We start from the raw sequence: 23621 nt of genomic DNA on the forward strand, positions 1-23621 counted from the left end.
TATGCTTATGCTGCATTTTATTTCAGTTTAGGAATAATTTTAGTTCATAATACAAAATGAATCAATAAAAAACAAAAAATAAGTGTACTAATAATATTATTATTTATCTTAATAGGAAATAATACTTTAGGAATATATTTAATTCATATGCTATTATTATTTAAATATAAGCCAATATTTGCAGCAACAAATATAGGAAGTACTATTGGAGGGAATATAATACTTACAATAATTATATTAATTGTTTCTCTTTTAATAGCATTAATAATAAAAAGAACACCAATATTAAAGAAACTTTTAGAACTTTAAAAAATAAAGAATATAAGATTTTATTTTAATCATTAAAAATATAGTAAAATATTTCATTTAATTGTTAAAATATGTTAAAATATACAATAGAAGTAAAAATATATTGGGGGATTAAAATGAAGAAAAAATTAGTTACGTTAATATTAGGAATAGTCATGGTGGGAAGTTTTTCATCTGTAGATGCTTTGGCTAAAAATGGGGGACAAGAACCAAAAAATGCAGTAAAAGTTACAATGGAAGAAAAAGAAATCATTTCAAAAGAGACAGGAACTTTTAATAAATTAAGAGAAAGGACTACAGAATATATTAATAATGAACAAGGTACTGGTGGAGAAGAAAAAAGTGAAAGAGCACAATTAAATAGAAATTTAAATGGATGGGTTCAATCAGGTTCAGATTGGTATTATTATAATAACGGGAGAAAATATCAAAATCAATGGTTACAAAGTCACGGAGATTGGTATTATCTAGATAATAATGGGGTTATGGTAACTGGTGAAAGGTATATAAGGGGGAATTATTATTATTTTGCTACAAATGGAGTTATGAAAACAGGGTGGCAAAAAAGAAATAATAAGTGGTATTACTATTCATCTTCAGGAGCAGCACATACTGGATGGATTAAAAGCGGAAATGATTGGTACTGTACTAATTATAACGGTGAAGCTATTGTAGGAAAATGGAACGTTAATGGGAAGATATATTATTTCGATAATAATGCGATTATGAAGACAGGATGGGTTAAAATAAATGGAATATGGCATTATTATAAAAGTTCAGGAGAAGCAAGCGAAGGTTGGGTAAAATCAGGGAAAGATTGGTACTATATTAACTATGATGGAAGTGCTTCTACAAATGGACTTTATTTAATAAATTCAAGTAAATATTATTTTGATGAAAATGGAATTATGGGTACTGGATGGTACTATGATTCAAATGGAAATATATATTATTTCAATGAAGGAAGTAATAATACAGGAGCTATGGCAACAGGAACAGTATATATTGATGGAGTAAAATACACATTTAACTCTAATGGGGTATTAATAAGATAAAATTTAATAAGATAAAGTTTAATAAGATAGAGCTTTTTAGTAGAAAGTTAAATTATCAATTTGATATTTAACAGAGGAAAAGCTCTATCTTTATTAATAATTAATTTAAATATATTGTAGAATAAGAATATTATTTATGATATATTATAAAATATATGAGTAATTAGTGTAAAATAAGGTTAAAAAAGTAAGATGAAAATAAAGTTTCTCAAAAAGTTTTATGTAAGTTTAAAGAAATTCAAAAAAATTAGATTAAAGTATTAAGTAGATATAAATCATTAAAGTTGAGAAATCTTTATATTAGTAGTTTTAAGGGAAAAGTAATGAATAGGGGATAAAATATATGATAAAAAGTTCATTGATAGTTTTAAATTACAATGATTCTGCTACTACAGCAAATTTGGTTAAATCAGTAAAATCATATAATACAATTGATAAAATAATAATAGTAGATAATAATTCCTCTGATGATTCAAAAGAAAAACTAAGTACATTAGTGGATGAAAAAATAGATTTTATTCAAAGTAAAGAAAATAGAGGCTACGCTTATGGGAATAATTATGGGATAAAATATGCTGTAGAAAAATATAAGCCTACAAATATAATTATTGCAAATCCAGATGTATATATAGAGGAAGTTGTATTAGAGAAACTTATTACCTTCTTAGAGGAAAATAATGATGTTGCTATAGCTACAGCAACAATGAAAAATTTAACTAAGGAAGGTTATACTATATCACCATTGAAGGCTTGGAAAAGACCAAGTTACATATATTCTTTGTTCACAGCTTTATTTATATGCTCTAAATTTTCGGGACGATTAATAAAGTATAATGATAAATATTTTAATGGGGAGTATTCAGAGGTTTTTGCAGTGCAAGGAAGTTTTTTTGTTGTAAAGGCAGATGTCTTAAAAGAAATAAATTATCTAGATGAAGAAACATTTCTTTATTGTGAAGAAATGATTTTAGGAAGCAAAATAAGTGATAAGGGTTATAAGGAGGTTGTTTTTAATAACTTATATTATAATCACGATCATGGAGTTACAATAAATAAAAATATAAATAAGAAAATTAATAAGTACAAAATATTAAATGAAAGTTTATCTATATATATGAAGAAATATTTAAAAGTAGGTAGAATTAAATTATCTTTATTTAAAATGTGCTGTCATATTGGAATAACAGAACGAAGATTAGTCTATTTTTTTATGGACAAAATGAATTCATAGAAAATAGAATTTAAGATGACAGATTAAAGAAAAGATAGAGGGGGAACTTAAATGAAGTCTATAAATATTATAGGTGCCTTTGATAGATATAATTATGGTGATTTATTATTTCCTATAATTATAGAAGAATACATAAAAAAATATAATTATGAGCTTATAAAAAAGTATAAATTAGAGTATTATGCTTTAGTTCAGAGTGATTTAAGCAAAGTTGGTGGAAAGAAGACCAAGGCTTTAAGTGATTTATATAACAGTAAAGTTGATAAGGGGAGCTATTTAATAGTTTCTGGAGGGGATGTTCTTGCAGCTAGAATTGGAAATATGGATATAGATTTATGCAAGAGTTTCAAGGAAATGATTTATAAGAAGGTGTCAAGAAAACTAAAGGGAATAGAGAATTTTGAAAAAAAATCAAAAAGCTTATTTAATATAGATAGTTCTTTTCCTTGGGTTGTTGATGAAAAAAGCTTCAATGGAAATCTTAAAGTAATTTATAATGCTGTTGGTGGCTCAACTATTGATAAACTACCTCCAAAAGATCAAACTTTTATTATAGATGCCATGAAGAATAGCTCTTATATTTCAGTAAGAGATAATAAAAGTAAAGAAAATATAGTAAATAATCAATTTTTAAAAGGAGAAAAAGTTAATAGGGTTGATGTAGCACCAGATAGTGCAACTATAATGTCTGAAATATTTACTTTAGAATACCTAGAAGGAAAGATAAGTGATTCTACAAAAGAATTTATAAAAGAAAACAAAGAATATATAGTTATTCAAAGTAATAATGCATCACTTAAAAGTGGAAAAGATAAAGAATTAGTAGAAGCTTTAAATAGTATAGGGGCCAGACTAAAGTGTAAAATATTATTATTACCTATAGGGTTTGCTGCAAATCATGATGATAATATAGCTTTAGAAAAGGTAGGAAAACAATTAAAGATTGATTATACTCATATTAAAGAAAATAATATATATGACATAATGTATTTAATAGGAAAGGGAAAGTTTTTTGCCGGGACGAGCCTCCATGGAAATATAACAGCAATGTCCTATGGAGTGCCTCATATAGGATTAAATAAAGAAATAAAAAAATTAGACATGTATTTAAGCACATGGGATTTAAAAGAACAAAATGGATGTATAAGTTTTAATGAATTAAATGATAAAATAGATGATTTATTAAAGATAGATAAAGATACCTTATTAAGGAAAAGAGAAGAACTTATAGAAAAAGTTAAAGAAAATTTTAAAAGAATATTAGCATTAATAGAGGAAAATAATGAGTAAAGAAAAAGAACTTATAAAGAATACTTTAATTTATGCAGTAGGAAATATAGGTTCAAAACTATTAACATTCATTTTGATACCAATCTATACAAAATATCTTAAAGAGGCTGATGTTGGTTATTTTGACATAATTGTAAACACAGCGCTTCTATTATTACCAATGATAACATTTCAAATATCCGATGGAATATACAGATTCATAATAAAAACAGATGATGAAAAAGAAAGAAAAATAATAATATCTAATGGTTATATTATAATAATTCAAAATATAGCTTTATTTACTATAGGATATATTTTGATTTCAATAGGATTTAATGTAAAAAATTCAATATTAATATATTTATATATAATAACTAACCTTGTATATACAGTTAAAGGACAAGTTGTTAGAGCATTAAAGAAAACAAAAGAATTTGCTATGGCTGGATTTGTAGTAACACTGGTAAGTTTATTATTAAATATAGTTTTTATAACAAAATTTAAAATGAAAACAGAAGGATTATTAATAGCATATATAATAGCATTTTTTATAGGAAGTATATACTTAGAATGGAAAGGGAAAATTTTAAAATATTTTTCTTTTGAGGAAGCTAATATAAATGAAAAAAGAAAATTGAAAAAATTCTCTGTGCCATTAATACCTAATGTAATAAGTTGGTGGGTAATGAACTTATCAGATAGATATATGATAGCTAACTTTATAAGTAATGCAGCTAATGGAGTTTATTCTATAGCAAATAAATTTTCTTCAATAATAGTAATTGTAAATAGTTTTTTTTCTCTAGCTTGGCAAGAATCAGCAATAGTTGAGTATGATTCAAAAGATAGAGATGAGTATTATACAAGAATGTTTAATACTTATATGAAAATACAATTAGGTGGAGCTATAGTTTTAATAGCCTTTACTAAAATTGTTTTTAAGTTTTTAGTAAAGGAAAATTTTTATGTTGGATATAAGGCTATACCTATATTATATGTAGCATCAGTTTTCTCAGCATTTTCAGTATTCTACGGAACAGGCTATCAAAGTGCAAATGATACTAAAGGTTCTTTTCAAACAACTATATTAGGAGCAGTACTTAATATAACAATTAATATATTTGCTATACCTATGTGGGGAATTGAAGGAGCTGCTATATCAACACTAGTATCATATTTAGTTGTTTGGATAGTAAGAATAATTCAAACTAAAAAATATTTTTCTATAAAAATAAGTAAATTAGAGTTAATTTCTTTAATTATAATATTGTTAATATTCACAGTAATATACTATGTAAATAACATAGTAGTTGAAATAATCATGTTTATATTATCAATATTAATATTTGTGTTTTTTAATAAAGAGATATTTATCAAAGTATTAAATAAAATAATTAAAAAATAAAAAATATAACTTATGATAAGTAAAGAAAGTTTAAAGGGGGAAGAAAAATGTTGTGTGCATTGATAATGGCTGGAGGAAAAGGTGAAAGATTTTGGCCTATGTCAACTGACAAAAAACCAAAGCAATTTTTAAATTTAATAGGCGAGAATTCTATGATACAGCTAACTGTAAAAAGATTATTACCTATAATTGATATAGAAAAAATATTTATAGTTACATCAAGTGAATATAAAGATCTTATAAAAGAACATATACCTAATATTCCAAATAGGAATATCATAATAGAACCAGAAGGGAAAAATACAGCTGCATGCATAGCTCTTTCTTCTTTTGTAATTAGAGAAATTTATGGGAATGTGAATACTGTTGTGTTACCATCAGACCATTTAATTTTAGATGAAGAAAATTTCAGAAGAGATTTAGAATTAGGAAATGAATTTTTAAATAACAATAAAGATGCAGTGGTGACTATAGGTATAGAAGCAACTAGACCAGATACTGGATATGGGTATATAAAAATAGAGAATAAGAGTAAAAGTATAAACAAAGTTATTAGTTTTACAGAAAAACCAGATTATAAAAAAGCTGTATCTTATATAGAAAGTGGAAATTATCTTTGGAATTCAGGAATATTCATTTGGTCCATAGATAATATTCTTTCATTAACAAAACAATTTTTACCTAAAACTTATAATATATTAAGAGAAGTTCCTGTAAATGAAAATGGTTTTGATTATGAAATACTTAAAAATATTTATAAAAATGTAGAGAGTATATCTGTAGATTATGGAATAATGGAAAAAACAAAAAAAATATATGTAATTAAAAGTACTTTTGGTTGGGATGATTTAGGTAGTTGGAATAGCTTAGCTAGGTATAAACAAAAAGATAGTAACAATAATATTATAGATGGAAGTGTAATTGTCTTAAATAGTAAGGAAAATATAATTCAAACTAATAAAAAAACTTATGTAATGGGAGTGAAAAATCTTATTGTAATAGAAACTGATAATGAAATAATGATAGTAAATCAAAATGATGTTTCTAGAATAAAGGAGCTAAAAAAACATGGGTAAAAAAATAATTGTAAATGGTAGTATAATTCACGAAAAACCTACTGGTCTAGGGATTTATGCCATAAATATTATAAAAGAATTATCTAAAGATAAAAATATAGAAGTTTATTCTCCAGTAGATATAGATGGCGTAGATATTAAGAAAATAAGCAAATATGTAAAACCATCTTATAAAAAAATAGGTGGACTTATGAGGTTTTTATGGACTCAATTTGTTTTACCCTTTAAAGGTGAAAAGGATGACATAATATATCATCCTTTTCAGTACTTATCATTTTTTAGTAGAAAAAAACAAATAATAACTATTCACGATTTTATACCAATTTATTATCCAAATGTGGCCAAACATCAAAATATATATTACAAATATATAATGCCAGTATTAATAAAAAGAGCATATAAAATAATTTGCATATCTGAAAATACAAAAAAAGATTTAATAAGTTTATATAATATGGATGTAGATAAAGTAAAAGTTATATATAATGGCTATGATGAAAATTTATTTAATAATAAGGGAATTAATGAAGAAGTAATACAAAAATATAAATTAAATAAGCCCTATATGGTAATGGTAGGAGCAGGATATAGCCATAAAAATTTAGAAGTAGTAATTGAAGCTTTTAAAAGTTTAAAAGAAGAAAAGTTAGAGTTAGTTATAGTTGGAGGAAATTCAGATTATATAGTTAAGCTAAAAGAATTAGTGAAAAAATATCAATTAGAGAACATAATATTTACTGGATATGTTCCAGATGAAGATCTTAAGGATCTTTATGGGAATTCAGAAGCTTTTCTTTATCCAACACTATATGAAGGATTTGGACTTCCTATATTAGAAGCTCAAGCTTGCGGGACAGCAGTAATATGCTCTAATAATTCATCTCTTCCAGAGGTATATGGAAATTCAGCAATAAGCTTTAATCCTGAAGATGTTAACTCAGTTAAAGATGCAATAAAAATTTTAATAAAGGATAATGAATTAAGAGGAAAGCTTATTAAAGAGGGATACAAAAATATAAAAAGATTTTCATGGGGAAAAACAGCAAGTGAAATCAAAAAAATAATTGAATAATTGGGGGATAAAATGATATATAGAGTATTAGCTATTTTACAAATAATAATAGTGGGTTATATTTTATATAAGTCAATTAAAAAACAAGGTATAGCAATGTTTGGTGATATATTAAAGATAATGTTATTCCTTTGGCTAGGTAACATAGGTCTTTACAATTTACAATTAAGTAAGTACTATTCACCAACCATATTAATAAATTTTACTGTTCTAGCACTTTGCTTATTTATTTATATAGCAGCAAGAAAATTCGAGTTAGTGGAAGTTGATATATTAAATGTAATGAAATTTGAAGATGGATATAAATCTTATAAAATATATTCTATAATAACAACAGCAATATTTCTTGTAGCTTTAGCTTTGTTTTTAATGAACATAAATAAATATGGCTTAGCTATATTAAAGGAAGATAAAATAAATAAACAAAGAATAGATCATTATGCGGGGTATGTAATATATATGTTAGCCTTTGTGGCACAGGTGAAATATATATTATTTAGAAACAGGAAAAAAATATTTGATGGAGTATTATTTTTAGGTAGTTTAGGAATATTAGTTTTAACTTTAAATAGAGGACCTATAGCCTATGTTGTAATAACTATTTATATATATGAGCTTTTTAAATTTGTAAAAGTAAAAAAGGAAATGAGTAAAAAGAAAATTTGGGCAGTTTATGGAGGCTTTCTACTAGCAATTGTGGCATTTATAGTTTTCTTTGGATATATAGGAGATTTAAGAATGGAGCATGTGTTAGCTAGAAAAGGTATAACTATACAAGAACATTATGGTATATCTAATATGATACCAAGTAGTTTAGTTTGGATATATGTTTATTTAACAAGTCCATTGGAAAATGCCGCTTTTGCTATTGCACATCAAGGTGTTGGTATGACATTTTTTAATAACTTATTTTATCCTTTTATAAAATTGTTTGCTAATTTAATTGGTCAAGGAGATGCTTATAAGCAATGGTTATTAAGTAAGGGACAGTATACCCCTTACCTTTGGGATAAAATAGGGTTAAATGCTCCTTCATTTATACCAGATGCTATGCAGGACTTGGGGATATTTGGAGTTATTATATACTTAGGAATATATGTAGCAATAGGATGGTTAGCAATTTATGCAATTAAAAAAAGAAAACACTTTAGTTCTATTGGAGCTTTAATACTTTATGCTAATATTGTTAGTATAGTTCTTTGGAGTGTTTTTCAAAACTCTTTGAGTATACCTATATTAATATTAAATATATTAGTAGTTATAGTATTAGAATTGTTAATTAAATTTTTGCTCAATAAAGTTAAAATGATAAATTAGTTATTAAGTGATTTTTATTTTAGTGTATTGAAAATTAAATTTTATTAGGTTACATTTTTCAAGTGAGAAATGTAGCCTTTTATTATTTAATCAATTTTTAATTTTGTTTTATCTAATTTTTCCAACAAATAAAGATATATTTTTTTAAGTTACTTTAATAATTATGTAAAATAATACTATTATTACTCACTAAATGTATATTTAACTACTTTTGAATAAATAGATTTAATTTATTATATTAGATAGTAGGGAAAAAAGAAAAATATTATAGTCATAAATTTGTTTAAAATTTAATAAGATTTTAGAGAATGATATTAAATAAAAATCTATTTGATTAGGGAATAAAGGATAAAATGTATAATAGAAACTAATTATCCTATTTACGACCTAAATGTTAAAAAATAGTTAAAATGTATTTTAATGATTGAAATGATGTGGACAAGGTGGAAATATGATGGTAGAATAAGTTATGAAATCAAGAAAAAAGAAAATAAACCTAATAATTGTATCTGATTAGATATAATATATCTTGAAAATTAGGTTATAATAACATATTTTAGGGGGAAGTTTTAATGAATAAAAAGGTTATTACAGCGGCTTTAACTGGGGTTTTAACAACAGGTATGGTAGCACCAGCTATGGCAAATACAACTAAGGATGCAGCAACGATATATAGAAATGCATATGATGCAACAATGAAAGCAAAGGACTTTAAAAGTGAAGACGTTAATGAAGTTCAAACTGTTATATTAGAAGCAAGATCAGCAATAAAAGAATTAAAGGTTTTAGCTACAGAAAAAGATAATAAAGAATGGTTAGGAAATGTAAATGACTGGTCAACAATAGTTGATGGAGTACAACAACCAATATTATCAAAAATAATTAAAGTTGTTGAGCCAATGAATAAAAAATTAGAAGCTGGAGAAGCTGTTTCTCAAGAAGAAATAAACGCTGCAGTAGCTTTAATTCCAACTGATTTACCATTAGTTTGGAAAAATGATTATACTTCAATTACAGATAAAGCACAAACTAAATTAGTTGATGAAGCTTTTGCTGCTTTAAAGAAAGCTGAAACAGAAAAAACTGCTGCATTAGTTAAAGAAGCTCAAGCTAAGATTGATGTTATAAAGAAGTCAACTAAGACTGCTGTAATTAAGCAAGCAGAAGTTTTCCAAGGAAGATTAGATGCTATCAAATTATATGATTTAAATATAACAAAAGTTATTAATATAACTACAACAAGTGTAGAAGTTGAGTTCGAAGCTTTAACTGAAGAGTTAAAAGATGTAACTGTAGAAGTTAAAGATGAAAAAGGTAATTCGCATGTTGTAAAAGCTATAAAAGTAATGGATAAGGGTGATAAAACTGCTACATTCAAATTAGAAGAAGCTTTAAAAGAACTTCCAACTGGTGAGTGGACTGTTAATGAAGTTAAATATGATGCTCAAGAGCCAAGAACTGTAGAAGCAGTTAAAAAAGCAGTTTCAGAAGAAAACCAAATAAACTTAATGAAGGCTTTAAATACTAAATACTTCAAAAATGTAATAGAAGATAATGCTCCATTATATATGACTAAATTAAAGGAAGCCGATTCAAAAGATACAATAGCTGAAATTCAAAAAATAATTGAAGATGCTAATCAAAATATAGATAAAGATACATTAATAAAACCAGTTGTAGAGGCTGCTAAAAATCAAAATCAAAGTGGCGTTTTAAAAGGTTTAAAAGCTGCTGGTGTTGAGTTAGTTAATGATGCATGGATAAAAGACTATACTTCAGCTATTAAAACAATAGCAGAAGCACCTAATGCAAAAGTAACATTTAATAATGTACAAGATACAATAAATGCTAAAAATATATCAAAATTAAGTGATTTAAGTTCATACAAAAAGGGAGCAAAAGTAAATAAAGTTGAGGAAGGAATAACTACAGTTAATAATTTCTATCCAGAAAACTCAGAAGCTAACAAAAAAGCTAAAGCAGATAAAGTGAAAGAGTTGAATAAATATTCTGCAATAGTAGCAGTTGTTAGATCTGAAAGTAAAGGTGAGCTAGGTAAAAATTTAAAAGCTCTTGATGCTGTTACAACTGATAAGGAATTTAAATATAGTTCAGTAAATGAAAATATTATGAGTTCTTATGTAGAAGTTTGCGAAGTTGAAGCTAAAGAAATAACAGAAACAACTATATTAACACTTGAAGAAATTACAGGAACTAATGGTATTTTAGCAACTGGACAAGAAAAAGCAAATATTAATGTAACATTAAAGGTAAGTAAAGCTGCAAATGCAATTAATACAGCAGAAGCTACAAGTGCTAATTCAGCAACAGATAGCCAAAAGGAAGAATTTAAAAAAGCATTGATAGAATTAGCTAATACATTAAATGATAAAGATACATTAGATGCAGAGAAAGATATAGTTAGCGATAGATTAGTTAAATATGCTAATAGATTATCACAAAAAGAGGCAACTGACAATTCTGTGAAATTAGATGGATTTACAGATGCTAATGTTAATAATATAAGCTCTGCAGATGCTAGCCTTATAGCTGGAGAAGTAAAAAATTACAATAATACTTTTGCAACAGCAGAAATAACAGAAATTAAAAATGCAGCTGATGCTCCAACGATGTTAGCTAAAATGAAATCAGATGTATTAGGAATTGAAAATATAGAGGATGCAAATGCTAGTGCTTATTTTGCAGAAATAGGTTTGATTAGAGCTGATTCAAACAGTAATTATTCAACTAAAGAACTTCAAAGAGTTGTAGATTTGATAAATGCTAGAGTGAGATTAGCAAGTGCTGGAACTTTAGATAAATTTGAAGAAGAAATAATCAAAATGATGAATCTTAAAGGGATTTCAGTAAAAGGATTAAGTAAAGCACAAACTTCAGATGCAGTTTATGAAATGTTCAAGGCTAAAACAGAATCAACAGATTTATCAACTGTTAAGAAGGTAGATGATTTATTTAAAACAGCTAATACTGAAAGAAGTACTACAATTACAAGTTTAAATGAGGCTATAAGAAATAAAACAGCTTCAACAGTTGTAGGAGAATTAGAAAAAATTTCTGAAGAGTATAAAAATCATGATAATCAAGTTTTAAAATCAGATGTTGCAGCTAGAATAATAGAAAATGCTCCAATAAATTCTGATGGAACTTACAAAGGATATAATTTTGTGAATTATGCTCAAGTAAGAACACTTTTAGCAGAATATAATATAAAATAAAAAATAAACTTAAATATTTAGAGATTGAAGTAATAAGTAAAGGATAGGATTAATTAATCCTATCCTTTGTTAATATGGGGGATTAAATGAAAAAGAGTGTAATTATTACAAGTAGCATTGGTAGAAAAGTTAATGAATTTTCATTGAATTTAAATAATGTTGATGATTTTGAAGAATTACATCTGTCTATGGACCATATTATGGCCAATGGGGCAAAGGCTATAGAAAATAGAGATTATAAAAGGGCTAAGGATTATATGTTACTGGCTGATAAAATTAATGGAGATAAGCTAGATGATAGAATAATTAATTTTAAATTAAGGGTACTTCTTTTAGAAGCAATAAGTGAAATTGAAGTTTCAGAGGATATAATTGAAAAAATAAAAGTATACATAAAGTTAAAAAATATAGATAGTAGAGTTAGATTAAGTTATGATTTAAATTATGATGTTAAAGTTGAAGAAGCTTTGAGTCTAAGCTCTAGTAATTTGAAAAGGGTAGTTGAGGAAGTAAAAAATTACATAAGGAATAATGAAAGATTCAATATAGAATTTTTAGAAGCTCTTGGAGAAACAAAAATAATAAACAATGATAATGAATTGATAAAAAAGTTAGAGAATTCAAGAAAAGAGATAGAGATAAAAATTTTCAAATTAAGCAATGATAGTTTTATAGAGAGATTAGCATTTGAATTAGGAAATAAATTTGAAGATAAATTTTATAAAAGTGATGAATTTAAGGGAATATTAGATTTTAAAGATAAATTAGAAAATTATGAAGCTTTAGCACAGATGACTAATAAGCTTTATTTATTATATAAATTGAACAATAAGGAAGATATAAATCTAGATAATGATTTACATGGGCTTTTAGGATATGACTATTCCATGTTACCAGAAGTTCATAGGGCTACAGTGAAAAGAAATGTAAGAGAAAATAATTACAGAAACATAGATGAATTTAACAATGCTATAAATTCTTTAATTGAAGAAATAAGGTCTATGGAAAAAAGAAATAGTTTATTTATTTAAGACATAGGTGGTAATTATATGAATAATGGGAATTTGATTAATATAAGTTTACAGGAAAAAAGTGATAGAAGTTCTTATCTTAATAATTTATTGTTTGAGGAATTAAAAGAGATAATTTTGACGGAAGAATTATATGAGGGAGCTTTAAGCTTAGTTACAAAATATATATATGTAAATAATTATTTTATAGAGTTTGGTATTTTTATTATTAATAACTCGGAGAAAGAAATATACATTGAAAAAATACCTTTATCTATAATGGAAGATGCAAGAAAGTTAGTAGATTACAATTTAGTAATAAAGGAGAATTTTAAACCTAAAAAAGCTCATTTTCATGAATTAAAAATTCCTTTAGAAATACTAAATAAAGTAGTGGAAGAAAAATCATTAAAGCTAACTTTAGGAAATCTTAGGAACTTAAAGTATGAGGAAGTATATAATTTAGAAATAGTTGATTTAGATAAGGTAGAAAGTAAGTCTATAGCTAGAAAGCTTAAGAAATTTGTAAAAAGTACAACGGGAATAGAAAGAAATTATCTTACAATAAATAAACATTCTATAAGTAAAGATAAAGCAGGAAATGTAAATGTTGTATTATTATTTAGGAATTCATCAGATAAGGATTTAAAGTTAAAAACACTGCCTATAAATATATATACTGAAAATAATTTATTATGTTATAGACAAGTATGCTCATTAGGAGATGATTTTTTAATTCCTAAAAATAAAGGAAGTTTTTATATAATGGAAATATCTAAGGAAGAATTTCCAGTTGAAGCTGTAAGTAATTTAGAGAATTGTAGAATTGATTTTATAAGATAAAATGATAGGAGCTGTAAAAGATTAATTAGATTTTAGAGTGCTTTTGATACTTTAAAGGAAAAGAATTTTTTAAGCTCCTATTTATTATGTAGAATAAATGAAGCAATGTTAATAATAAATAAAATAAAAATGAAAATTATTGTAAATTAAGATAGTAAAATATATACTTTAAGTATAAATTATAGAAAAATACTGAATAGGATGTGTTTAATTGTGATTAAGGGGTTATTAAATCTTTTTGGAGATTATAGCAAAAATGAAATAAAAGTTATTACTTCAAAAATAGAACAGGTAGAAGCGTTAGATAGTGAATTTAGTAAGTTAACAGATGAGCAATTAAAAAATAAAACAGAAGAATTTCGAAAAAGGCTTAAAGCTGGAGAAACTTTAGATGACATACTAATTGAAGCTTTTGCAACGGTTAGAGAAGCTGCTTATAGGGTTTTAGGGATGAAACATTATAGAGTTCAAATGATAGGTGGACTTATAATACATCAAGGGAGAGTTGCTGAAATGAAAACAGGGGAAGGAAAAACATTGGTAGCAACATTACCTGCTTATTTAAATGGATTAGATGGTAAGGGAGTACATATTTTAACTTCTAATGAGTATTTAGCAAAAAGAGATTCTGATGAAATGGGAGCAGTTCATAGGTTTTTAGGATTAACAGTAAGTTGTATACTTCACGAAATGGAAATTGATGAAAGAAGAGCAGCGTATAATTGTGATATTACCTATGGAACAACAAGTGAAGTTGGTTTTGATTATTTAAAAGATAATATGGTTACTGAAAAAGAAGAGAGAGTTCAAAGAGGGCTTAACTATGTCATAATAGATGAAATAGATTCTATATTAATAGATGAAGCAAGAACCCCTCTTATAATATCTGGAGGAGAAACAGAAAGTTCAGATTATTACATAGAAATAGATGAATTTGCAAAAAAGTTAAAAAAAGATATTGATTTTGAGGTTGATGAGAAGAAAAAAGCAGTAACATTAACGCCAGAAGGAATAAAAAAAATAGAGAAATATTTTAAGATAGAAAATTATGGGGATTTAGAAAATGTAAAGTTACAACATCATTTAACTCAAGCAATGAAAGCTAATTATACTATGTCTAAAGATATTGATTATATTATAAACGACAAGGATGAAGTTTTAATAGTAGATTTATCTACGGGTAGAGTTATGGATGGAAGGAGGTTTTCTGATGGTTTACATCAAGCTATTGAAGCAAAAGAAGAAGTTGAGGTTCAAGCAGAATCAAAAACATTAGCAACAATAACACTTCAAAATCTTTTCAGAATGTATAATAAATTAAGTGGTATGAGCGGAACTGTTTTAAGTGAAGAAAAGGAATTTAGAGAAGTTTATGATGTTGATGTTATAACTATACCTACAAATAAGCCAATTCAAAGAATAGATAATGGTACGGTTGTATATAAAACACTAAGTGCTAAGTATGACGCAATAGTTAAAGATATTGAAGAAACTTATAGAAAGGGACAACCAGTCCTTGTAGGAACATCTAGTATACAAAAATCAGAAGATATATCAGCTATTTTAAAAAGAAAAGGAATACCACATAATGTGCTGAATGCGAAAAGTCATAAATTAGAGGCTGAAATAATAAAGGAAGCTGGTAAAGTTGGAAAGGTTACTATAGCAACCAATATGGCAGGAAGAGGAACTGATATAAAGTTACCTAAGGAGAGCTTAGATTTAGGTGGTCTTAAAATAATAGGAACTGAAAGGCATGATTCTGTAAGAGTAGATAATCAATTAAGAGGACGTGCTGGAAGACAAGGAGAAATAGGCGAATCATTAATTTATGTATCCTTAGAGGATGATGTAATGAAAAATTATATTTCAGAGAAGTATAAAAAGATTTTAGATAAATTAGAATTAGATGAAAAAAAAGCCATAGAGTTCTCTAAAATAAATACAGTAGTAGATAATGCTCAAAAGGCAGTAGAAGGGGATAGCTTTGCGGCAAGAAAGGATGTTATTGGATATGATGATGTTTTAGATAAACAAAGACATGTTATCTACGAGCAAAGAAATATAATCTTAGAAAAAGATTCAATAGAGGATGAAGTTTTAAAAATGATAGAATTTACAGTTAATTATTTAACAACAGAATACTATAATGGTAATCAAGATATTAAAAAGGAAACTGAGAGAAAAATAAGAGAAATATTTTTAATAGATAATAATGAGAGACTTTCATTTGCAAATAAAGAAACTTTAGCAGAAAATTTATATAAAAAAGCAAAAAGTTTTTATGATGGGCAGAAAATAAACTTAGGTTTAGAGGAATTTGATAAAAGGCAAAGAAAGGGTATTTTAGATTCTGTTGATAAATATTGGATAGAATATTTAAGTGAAGTTGATTATTTAAAATTAGGGATAGGTTTAAGGAGTATGAAACAACAAGATCCTGTTCAAGCATTTCAAATAGAAGCAAGTGATATGTTTATAAAGGCAACTGAAGTAATAAGAATTGAAAGTACCAGAGAAATATTTAAAAATTTAAAAAAGGTTACTGAAACAACAGTTAATTTAGTTTAGGAGGAAATATGGAAGTAACTAAAAAAAGGTTATTAAAAGAAAGTACTATATGGGTAGTTTTAATAATAATAACATTTATAGGAACTAATATATATAATAAAAATAAGCCAGAAAATATAATAAGTGATGCTTATCAAAAAATATATAATTATACTATAGAAGTTCAAAAATTAGAAAAAAGTGATATAACTGCAGTTCAGGAATGTTTAGATAATGGTAGGAAAGAGTTAAGCAAATTAAGGAAAAAAATAGAACTTAACGATGAAATGAATAGTCAATTTAATAGTTTATCAAGTCAATTTGATAAAACACAGGAAAGTATAATAACAGTAGCAAAAGAAAAAATTAAATTATTACAAGTAGATATTAAAGAGGGAAAAGATACTAAAGATCTTAGAGAAGAAATAAATAATATAATAAAATCATTAGAAAATGGTAATTCTAAAAGAGCAAAATCAGCAGCAGAAAACTTAAATAAAATAATGGATAATTTATAAAAAAGGAGTGTGAAATAGCATGTGGGGGGATAACTTAAAGAAAGTAATAGATGAGAAAAAAATGTACGATGAAGAAGTAAATTGAGGTGCATCTAAAGAAGAAATTGCTAGACTGATAGAAGAAGCAAACAAAAAATTAAATGTAGAAATACCTAAAGAATATTTGGACATTATATCAAAGATAAATGGAATTGAATTTAATGGATTTATTCTATATGGTGTAGATGAGTATTTATTAGAACATCAAATTAATTAAAGTATATATGGATCAGTTGATTCAAATCAAATATGGTATGAGAATGAAGAACAAAAAAAGTATTTATTCCTGGGGGAAAGCAATATTAGTTGGTATGTTTACGAATATAAAAACAAGTGTTTTAATGAACTTGATAATCCATCAGGAAGGGAAAGCAATAAATTTAATAGTTTCTATGAGATGTTTAATAAGATATTAATAGATGCAGTAATGTAATAGTTCATTGTATAATAAATAGATGATTAACTGTATAAAAAATAATAAACGTAGAATCTAGTTAAATCAATAAGAGTAGATGAATTATTGCAAAACTATTTAGGAGCAAAGGTTTTTGGAGCAGCTAATATAGCAGACGATGTAGGGAAAATCAAAGTATCGAAAAACGTGAAAGTAGCAGGAAAACTAAAAAATTCAGGTTTTATTAATAAAATAAAAAATATGAATTTACCAGTAGGTTTTAAGTATAAAGAAGCTTATGGAGTACAATATGCAGGAATTTCAGGAAGTAATATGGAATAAAAGTACCAGCGGGATTAGAAGTCAAAAAGTTAGATGATATAATAAGTTATATTAAATCTAATAAAGTTGGTGGAGTTAAAAATGGTACTAAAACTGAAAAAACTATATCAAAAATAGATGAAATAGAAGTAAAGTTTAATTATAAGACTAAGTATGATGAAGCTGAATTTACTAGGTAATTAGCAGATCAAGAAGCTGGTATAAACAAATTAACAGTTGATAAGGATTTAAAGAATAGAGAAAGATACATTGCTGAAGGTAGAGAAATAGAAGGAAATGCAGCATAGCAAGCAGTAAGAAAAGAAATTAATATACTTCAATGTAAAATTAAAATACTAGGAGGGTAATAGATGAGGGATAATTTATTTAAAGAATATAAAATAAATAGTAAAGTTGATAGCATTTTAATTGACAAATATATAAAAATAATACCAGAAGAATTAATATCTGTATGGGAGATATACGGATTTGGATCTATATTAAAAGGGACTGTCTCGTAGTGGAATTATATTCTAGATTTGAAGACAATCCTCTTTTTGTGTTTAAATAACTTTTATAGATTTTGTTTAAAATATAATTATGCAAAAAACAAACAAAACCTATGATGTAAATTTAACGAAAAAAATTAATACTGCATTAGTTCTAGAATGGAAAATTCTATATATGATTTCTTTGAATTAGATGATGAAAAAATATTATTAAATTTTGGAAACAATAAAATATAAATTAAATAATACTGAAAAGAAGAAAGGAAGACCTTATTAATATTTTGATGAACAAATACTAGCCTGTGTAATATATGGGGGACGTAATAACATAATTACTCTAAAAGAATTTGAATATAAAATTAATAGAGCTACATTATTTAAATATACTATAGGAATTAATAAGGCTCATGATTACTCAACATTATCTTTAAGATTAAATAAAATAGAAAGATTCATCAACCTATGTGTAATAAAAAAATAACATAGTAGAAAGAACAAATAGAATGAAAATTATTTTATTATTAATAAAGGTTAAAAAAGGATGAAGTAAGTTGATATATGTTATATTCAAGGATATAATTTAAATGGAAAATAATATAAAAAAACTATTTTTTAAATAGTATAGAAAAAGATAGAAGAGAAGCTTACAGCTAATTAAGTAAAAGATTTAATCACTTTTTATTATTAATGGGGGGACAAAGATGGAAAGTAGAGTAAATAGGAATAAAAGGAAAAAAAGAAGAAAGCAAAAAAAACTATGGCCTATAGTTTTAATTAGTATGATAGGGCTTTTTATCGCTACTGTTGGAGGGGGATATTTCTATGTTACTAATATGCTTAATAAAATGGAAAAAGTAGATATTAACGAAGGGAATTTAGGAATAGATGATGAAATTGGTGGTAGATATAAAAATGTTCAGAATATTGCCTTATTTGGTATAGATGCTATTGGAAATGAATATGGGAGATCAGATTCAACAATGGTTCTGACTATAGATAGAGATAATAAAAAAATTAAGCTTACATCATTAATGAGAGATAGTTACGTTGATATAGATGGACATGGAAAGGATAAGCTTAATCATGCCTATGCTTTTGGGGGACCAGAGTTAGCTATTAAGACAATAAATGAAACTTTTGGATTAAATATAAAAGATTTTGCAACTGTTAATTTTTCTTCATTACCAAAAATAATAGATATATTAGGTGGAATAGATATTGATATTGATTCTGAAGAAATAAATTACATAAATGATTATATCTATGATATGAATAAGATAAATAAAACTAATGTTCAGAACATAACAAAAACAGGTTTACAACATTTAAATGGAACACAAGCTATGGCTTATTGTAGAATAAGATATACATCTGGTGGAGATTATAAGAGAACAGAGCGTCATAGAGAAGTTTTAGAAAAAATATTTGAAGAGGTTCAAACATTGTCCCCTTCAAAATATCCAACAATATTAAATGAAATATTACCTATGGTAAAAACAGACTTAAACGCAAATGATATTTTGAGCTTAGGTACTGAAATGCTTAAAATGAGTAAAAGTATTGAGCAAGAAAGATTTCCAAAAGACAGTGAAAGTTCAGAAACAATGATTAATGGTGTATATTACTTAAAATTTAATGAAGATAATACTAAAAAGCAAATCCAAGATTGGATATTTAGAGATTTAAAATAGTTAAAAAACTAAATTGTTTTGAAGTAAAAATAATGTTACTTCTTACAATTTAGTTTTATTTTTTTAGAACTATCAAAATAGTAATAAACTTCATTTTTATTTCTTCAATAAATTTTTCTTTAGTATTTAAAAATATGTATAAAATATTAAATTTTCTAAAAATGTATTTTTTTTGTAACTATTTTGAATTAATTGTGTTATACTTGAAGAGTAATAATTTTGAATAATTTATATTTAAAGTAAAATGGAGGGGTTTGATGAAAAAAATTACTATATGTACTTTAATAATTTTAACATTAGGAATTAGTAATGTAGAAGTGGTATTGGCTAAAAATAGTGAAAACGATTTGAAATATAAAATTGATAATATAGAGGAAATATCTGAAGACAAGGAGAAAAATAAAGAAGATTTACAAGAAGAGAGTACGGTTAAAAAGCAAATTGAAGAAGTTAAAGAAAACAATAAATTAAGAAATAAAGAAGAATCAGTACAACCTTCTGGGTGGACTCTTATAAATAATAGATATTTTTATATAGAGAAAAATGGTAGTTTCAAAAAGGGTTGGTATAATGATGGGTATGATTGGTATCATTTAGATAATAATACTGGCGAAATGACTACTGGATGGTATTTTGATGGATATGATTATTATTATCTAAATGATAACGGAGTAATGGCAACAGATTGGTATTTTGATGGATATGATTATTATTATTTAAATAATAATGGAACAATGGCAACAGGTTGGAAAGAAATTAATGGAGACTGGTATTACTTAGAATCAAATGGGACAATGGTAACAGGATATAAAACAATCAATGGAACAAGATACTATTTTGATAATTCAGGAAAAATGGATATTGGTTTAGGTATTGTAGTAGAAGCAAGAAAACATATTGGGAAAAGATATGTTTCAGGTGGGAATGGACCAAATGCCTTTGATTGTTCTGGATTAACTAAATATGTATATAATGAAATGGGCATTAATTTAAATAGGACAACTTATGACCAAGTGAAACAAGGTAGATACGTTTCAAGAGATGAATTAAAACCAGGTGACTTAGTATTTAGTCATGGACCAGCTAATTCACCGGGACATGTAGGGATATATTCAGGGAATGGTAAATATGTACATGCTGCTAATAGTAGAGAAGGTGTAATAGAAAGCCCAATATATGGTTATACAACAGCGAGGCGAATAATAGAATAATAGAATTTTTATTAAGTGTATTTCCTTTATAGTATACAGTTGAAGTAATATAAAACTGTTACTATGAAGGGGATATTTTTTTATTTTTGCATGTATTTCCTATTATTATCATAATAGTACTATTTACCTGATGTTTTAACCCATTGATTTTTAATATACTTGCCATTAAAACCACAATAGTAGTCTCCAACCCATTTATTAATATATTTTTTACTAGAATTTCCCCAGGGGATACAGAAAAACCAGAAACTCCGAATAAACCAAATAACTCAGGGGACATAGAGAAACCAGAAACTTCAGATAAACCAAGTAATCCAGAAGAGTCAGATGAATTGAATAAACCTAATGAACAAGATAATAATATTCAAAATGGAGCAAATATTAATCAAATATTAGGTGGTGAAAGATTACCTAAAACTGGAGATGTAGGGGGAATACATTATTCTATATTTTCCATGTTAGCTATATCAGCTTTATTTGGTATAAATAAAAAGAGAGAAAATAAAAGATAAATAAAATAGGCTAGGCTATCTCAATATTGAATACCATTCTGTTTTCTTGATATTCATGTTGAGGTAGCCATTATCTATTTTACAATTCTTCTTGTGGAATTAATTTTCCATGAATTATAGTTCTAGCATCTTTTTTTTCATAACTACAGGTAACTAATGTTAATAGCTTGTCCTCTTTAGTTATAGTAATATCTTTTTTTAATAAGGAATTTTCCATTATATTTTGTGTATAGTTGAAAATTGATGATTTATCTTTGGACTTATTTATAGAATAGTGGTGACTAGCATCAGAGTTACCATCAACTATAGAAATTGAAAAAACTTCATAGGTATATTTATTTTTTTCATCTGATATATGTATTTGATTATTTTCATTAAAAAAGTTCTTATCTTTAAATTTTTCAAGGTTATTAAATAATTTTTGATTTTTCATATTATGCCCATAGATTATAGTATTAAAGTCATTTTTATAGTTACTTCTATAATCTAAAAATATTGTTCCAGAATCAGAATTCTTTTTTAAAAAGTTTTTTTGTAAGTAGTAAAAATTATCTGTACTTTGAACAACTGGGTAGTTTATGTTAGTATTTTCAATTTCTATCCATAGTTTATAATCATTGTTTAGATCTTTTAATTTCTTATAGCTTTCATTTTCATTTTTATTCGTAGATTTAATTTCTTCTACTTCTTTATAAAGTGTTTCTGATTTTTTATAATCTATAAGCTTAGTGCTAATTTGGTAGGTACAATAAATTAATATAGTTCCTAGTAAAATATTTAACATTAATTTTAGTGATTTATTCAATAGAACCTCCTTAATAAAAATTTATATTACTTATATTTACAATTATATACTAAATATCCATATTATTAAATAAATTAAGTATCAATTCAAGTAGAGTTTTAAATCTAGCTGAATTTTAGTGTAAGTTATCGAGAGAATAGTATATGTTTATTTCTGACTTATAGAAGATTGAGTATTATAGATACTAGTCCTTAGGTAAAAGTAATATAGAATGGAGGTATATTTTGTTTCTATAAAAAATATAAATGCTTAAGAGGTGAGTTACATGAGAAAACACAAAAAAATTATAATTATAATTTCATTTTTTATATTAGGCATTATTTCTTTTTTGTAGGAATGGGGATTTCTGTTTTTAAGTCTATGATTAACAAAGTTGAAAGAACAAATATTGACAATTCTAATTTGGGTATAAATGGTGATTTAGATAATCAATATAATGATATAAAAAATATTGCTTTATTTGGAGTTGATAGTACGGAAAATTCAGGACGTTCAGACTCTATAATGATTCTTACAATTAATAATAAGGATAATAAATTAAAGATAACATCTTTAATGAGAGATTCTTACGTTAGTATAGATGGACATGGAAAAGATAAATTAAATCATGCCTATGCCTTTGGAGGACCTGAACTTGCAGTAAGGACTATTAATGAAAATTTTGATTTAAATATAAGTGACTTTATAACAGTAAATTTTTCCTTTTTGCCAAAGGTTATTGATGCTGTTGGAGGAGTTGAAATTGATGTGGATGGAGAAGAACTTAAATTTATTAATGACTATATAAATGATTTAAATTTTAAAAATAAGACAAATTATGCAACTATTAATAAAACTGGATTACAGCATTTAAATGGTACACAAGCTATGGCTTATTGTAGAATAAGGTATACATCAGGTGGAGACTACAAAAGAAGTGATAGACATAGAGAGGTATTAGAAAATTTAATTAAAAAATCTACTTCAATATCAGCATTAAAATATCCTGAGTTATTAAGTGAGCTATTACCTATGCTTAAGACTAGTCTTTCATCAGGAGAGATAATGAATTATGGATTACAAAGTGTAAAGTTAGTTAATTCATTAGAACAAGATAGATATCCAAAGGATGAAAATTCTGAGGAAGCTATGATTAATAATGTTTACTATTTAAAATTTGATGAAAGAGCAACTATAGAAGCACTTCATAACTGGATTTTTAATTAAAAAACAAGAATAAAGTATTAAGTAAATTTTTAGGACTAT

Annotated in this window: 22 protein-coding genes and 1 pseudogene; 22 read left to right on the forward strand and 1 reads right to left on the reverse strand. The window is 25.8% G+C overall.

The window, feature by feature from the left end:
• The first annotated feature begins 147 nt into the window (after positions 1-147).
• The 21 genes and pseudogenes from ARA19_RS17410 (at position 148) to ARA19_RS18350 (ending at position 21571) form a co-directional block, all read left to right on the forward strand.
• The gene (locus tag ARA19_RS17410) at positions 148-309 is read left to right on the forward strand and encodes a hypothetical protein (RefSeq protein WP_157452218.1); all 162 of its coding nucleotides are present in this window, start codon (positions 148-150) and stop codon (positions 307-309) included.
• 116 nt (positions 310-425) lie between these two features.
• Positions 426-1364, forward strand: a complete 939-nt coding sequence (locus tag ARA19_RS03650; protein ID WP_055069583.1) for a PspC-like choline-binding domain-containing protein — start codon at positions 426-428, stop codon at positions 1362-1364.
• A 343-nt stretch (positions 1365-1707) separates the two neighbouring features.
• Entirely contained in the window at positions 1708-2595 is an 888-nt protein-coding gene (locus ARA19_RS03655; RefSeq protein ID WP_055069584.1) for a glycosyltransferase, read from the forward strand.
• Between the two features lie 51 nt (positions 2596-2646).
• Positions 2647-3885 (forward strand): polysaccharide pyruvyl transferase family protein, encoded by a 1239-nt coding sequence (locus ARA19_RS03660; RefSeq protein ID WP_055069585.1) that lies wholly within the window; start codon positions 2647-2649, stop codon positions 3883-3885.
• On the forward strand, positions 3878-5272 hold the full coding sequence (locus ARA19_RS03665; protein ID WP_055069586.1) for a lipopolysaccharide biosynthesis protein: 1395 nt from the start codon (positions 3878-3880) through the stop codon (positions 5270-5272). Before ARA19_RS03660 ends, ARA19_RS03665 begins: the two co-directional genes overlap by 8 nt.
• A gap of 47 nt (positions 5273-5319) precedes the next feature.
• Positions 5320-6348 carry a mannose-1-phosphate guanylyltransferase gene (locus ARA19_RS03670; protein WP_055069587.1) on the forward strand — a complete coding sequence of 343 codons (1029 nt, stop codon included), beginning with the start codon at positions 5320-5322 and terminating at the stop codon, positions 6346-6348.
• Entirely contained in the window at positions 6341-7420 is a 1080-nt protein-coding gene (locus tag ARA19_RS03675) for a glycosyltransferase family 4 protein (protein ID WP_055069588.1), read from the forward strand. Before ARA19_RS03670 ends, ARA19_RS03675 begins: the two co-directional genes overlap by 8 nt.
• A 12-nt stretch (positions 7421-7432) precedes the next feature.
• Positions 7433-8737 carry an O-antigen polymerase gene (locus ARA19_RS03680; RefSeq protein WP_055069589.1) on the forward strand — a complete coding sequence of 435 codons (1305 nt, stop codon included), beginning with the start codon at positions 7433-7435 and terminating at the stop codon, positions 8735-8737.
• 572 nt (positions 8738-9309) lie between these two features.
• A complete protein-coding gene (locus ARA19_RS03685) occupies positions 9310-11973 on the forward strand; it encodes a hypothetical protein (protein ID WP_055069590.1) in 2664 nt (887 codons plus the stop codon).
• Between the two features lie 86 nt (positions 11974-12059).
• Positions 12060-13004: a hypothetical protein gene (locus ARA19_RS03690; protein ID WP_055069591.1), complete on the forward strand. Its 945-nt coding sequence runs from the start codon at positions 12060-12062 to the stop codon at positions 13002-13004.
• A gap of 18 nt (positions 13005-13022) precedes the next feature.
• Positions 13023-13826: an SLAP domain-containing protein gene (locus ARA19_RS03695; protein WP_055069592.1), complete on the forward strand. Its 804-nt coding sequence runs from the start codon at positions 13023-13025 to the stop codon at positions 13824-13826.
• Between the two features lie 213 nt (positions 13827-14039).
• The gene (secA, locus tag ARA19_RS03700; RefSeq protein ID WP_055069593.1) at positions 14040-16397 is read left to right on the forward strand and encodes a preprotein translocase subunit SecA; all 2358 of its coding nucleotides are present in this window, start codon (positions 14040-14042) and stop codon (positions 16395-16397) included.
• A gap of 8 nt (positions 16398-16405) precedes the next feature.
• Positions 16406-16894 carry a coiled-coil domain-containing protein gene (locus ARA19_RS03705; protein WP_055069594.1) on the forward strand — a complete coding sequence of 163 codons (489 nt, stop codon included), beginning with the start codon at positions 16406-16408 and terminating at the stop codon, positions 16892-16894.
• 115 nt (positions 16895-17009) lie between these two features.
• Positions 17010-17150, forward strand: a complete 141-nt coding sequence (locus ARA19_RS17945; protein WP_278321669.1) for an SMI1/KNR4 family protein — start codon at positions 17010-17012, stop codon at positions 17148-17150.
• Between the two features lie 3 nt (positions 17151-17153).
• Positions 17154-17366: a YrhA family protein gene (locus tag ARA19_RS18270; protein WP_278321670.1), complete on the forward strand. Its 213-nt coding sequence runs from the start codon at positions 17154-17156 to the stop codon at positions 17364-17366.
• Positions 17367-17453: 87 nt separating this feature from the next.
• Entirely contained in the window at positions 17454-17669 is a 216-nt protein-coding gene (locus tag ARA19_RS03710; protein ID WP_055069595.1) for a hypothetical protein, read from the forward strand.
• Positions 17670-17860: 191 nt separating this feature from the next.
• Positions 17861-17956 (forward strand): annotated as a pseudogene (locus tag ARA19_RS17955) (polymorphic toxin type 15 domain-containing protein); the annotation flags it as partial.
• 63 nt (positions 17957-18019) lie between these two features.
• A complete protein-coding gene (locus tag ARA19_RS17420) occupies positions 18020-18169 on the forward strand; it encodes a hypothetical protein (protein WP_157452219.1) in 150 nt (49 codons plus the stop codon).
• Between the two features lie 689 nt (positions 18170-18858).
• Positions 18859-19848: an LCP family protein gene (locus tag ARA19_RS03715; protein WP_055069596.1), complete on the forward strand. Its 990-nt coding sequence runs from the start codon at positions 18859-18861 to the stop codon at positions 19846-19848.
• Between the two features lie 257 nt (positions 19849-20105).
• A complete protein-coding gene (locus tag ARA19_RS03720; RefSeq protein ID WP_055069597.1) occupies positions 20106-21059 on the forward strand; it encodes an NlpC/P60 family protein in 954 nt (317 codons plus the stop codon).
• A 143-nt stretch (positions 21060-21202) separates the two neighbouring features.
• Positions 21203-21571 (forward strand): LPXTG cell wall anchor domain-containing protein, encoded by a 369-nt coding sequence (locus ARA19_RS18350; protein WP_055069598.1) that lies wholly within the window; start codon positions 21203-21205, stop codon positions 21569-21571.
• A gap of 79 nt (positions 21572-21650) precedes the next feature.
• Here the strand turns inward: ARA19_RS18350 and srtB are convergent, their stop codons facing one another.
• Positions 21651-22376 (reverse strand): class B sortase, encoded by a 726-nt coding sequence (gene srtB / locus ARA19_RS03730; RefSeq protein WP_055069599.1) that lies wholly within the window; start codon positions 22374-22376, stop codon positions 21651-21653.
• Between the two features lie 360 nt (positions 22377-22736).
• Here srtB and ARA19_RS03735 point away from each other — a divergent pair, with 360 nt between their 5' ends.
• Entirely contained in the window at positions 22737-23582 is an 846-nt protein-coding gene (locus tag ARA19_RS03735; protein ID WP_242862383.1) for an LCP family protein, read from the forward strand.
• Positions 23583-23621: the final 39 nt, after the last annotated feature.

The organism is Clostridium massiliamazoniense, from assembly GCF_001403635.1.
Taxonomy (GTDB): Bacteria; Bacillota; Clostridia; order Clostridiales; family Clostridiaceae; genus Sarcina; species Sarcina massiliamazoniense.